Annotated in this window: 1 rRNA gene; it reads left to right on the plus strand. The window is 54.5% G+C overall.

The window, feature by feature from the left end:
• Positions 1-1,423: ribosomal RNA gene (locus NG698_RS21540) — 23S ribosomal RNA — on the plus strand; the annotation flags it as partial.
• Positions 1,424-1,531: the final 108 nt, after the last annotated feature.

Raw genomic sequence — 1,531 nt, forward strand, 5'->3', positions numbered from 1 at the left:
ACGGTAGGCAAATCCGCCGTTCATGATGCCTGAGATCTGATGGGACCCCCTCACGGGGGGATTTGGTGATCCTATGCTGCCGAGAAAAGCATCGACGCGAGGTTTTAGCCGCCCGTACCCCAAACCGACACAGGTGATCAGGTAGAGAATACTAAGGCGATCGAGAGAATTATGGTTAAGGAACTCGGCAAAATGCCCCCGTAACTTCGGGAGAAGGGGGGCCCCAACCTTGAACACCACTTGCTGGTGGGAGGGGATCGGGGCCGCAGAGACCAGGGGGAAGCGACTGTTTACTAAAAACACAGGTCCGTGCGAAGTCGCAAGACGATGTATACGGACTGACTCCTGCCCGGTGCTGGAAGGTTAAGAGGACCGGTTAGCCCTTGCGGGCGAAGCTGAGAATTCAAGCCCCAGTAAACGGCGGTGGTAACTATAACCATCCTAAGGTAGCGAAATTCCTTGTCGGGTAAGTTCCGACCTGCACGAATGGAGTAACGACTTCCCCGCTGTCTCAACCATAAACTCGGCGAAATTGCAGTACGAGTAAAGATGCTCGTTACGCGCAGCAGGACGGAAAGACCCCGAGACCTTTACTATAGTTTGGTATTGGTGTTCGGAGTGGCTTGTGTAGGATAGGTGGGAGACGTTGAAGCCCGGACGCCAGTTCGGGTGGAGTCATCGTTGAAATACCACTCTGGTCACTTTGGACATCTAACTTCGGCCCGTAATCCGGGTCAGGGACAGTGCCTGATGGGTAGTTTAACTGGGGCGGTTGCCTCCTAAAAAGTAACGGAGGCGCCCAAAGGTTCCCTCAGCCTGGTTGGCAATCAGGTGTCGAGTGTAAGTGCACAAGGGAGCTTGACTGTGAGAGAGACATCTCGAGCAGGGACGAAAGTCGGGACTAGTGATCCGGCGGTACATTGTGGAATGGCCGTCGCTCAACGGATAAAAGGTACCTCGGGGATAACAGGCTGATCTTGCCCAAGAGTCCATATCGACGGCATGGTTTGGCACCTCGATGTCGGCTCGTCGCATCCTGGGGCTGGAGTAGGTCCCAAGGGTTGGGCTGTTCGCCCATTAAAGCGGTACGCGAGCTGGGTTTAGAACGTCGTGAGACAGTTCGGTCCCTATCCGCTGCGCGCGCAGGAAATTTGAGAAGGGCTGTCCTTAGTACGAGAGGACCGGGACGGACGAACCTCTGGTGTGTCAGTTGTACTGCCAAGTGCACCGCTGATTAGCTACGTTCGGATGGGATAACCGCTGAAAGCATCTAAGCGGGAAGCTCGCTTCGAGATGAGATTTCCATACACCTTGTGTGTGAGAGGCCCCCAGCCAGACCACTGGGTTGATAGGCCGGATGTGGAAGCGAGGACTAACGACTCGTGAAGCTGACCGGTACTAATAGGCCGATAACTTACACCACACACCACCCCCGTAAACCTATTCAAAAGAGGTTTGCACCCAGGGGTGGTACGAAGATAACAAGACTGCTTGCGTCCACTATGTGGTTCCCAAACAACAAACCCGACAC

Source organism: Pseudarthrobacter raffinosi, from assembly GCF_023913735.1.
Lineage (GTDB): Bacteria > Actinomycetota > Actinomycetes > Actinomycetales > Micrococcaceae > Arthrobacter > Arthrobacter raffinosi.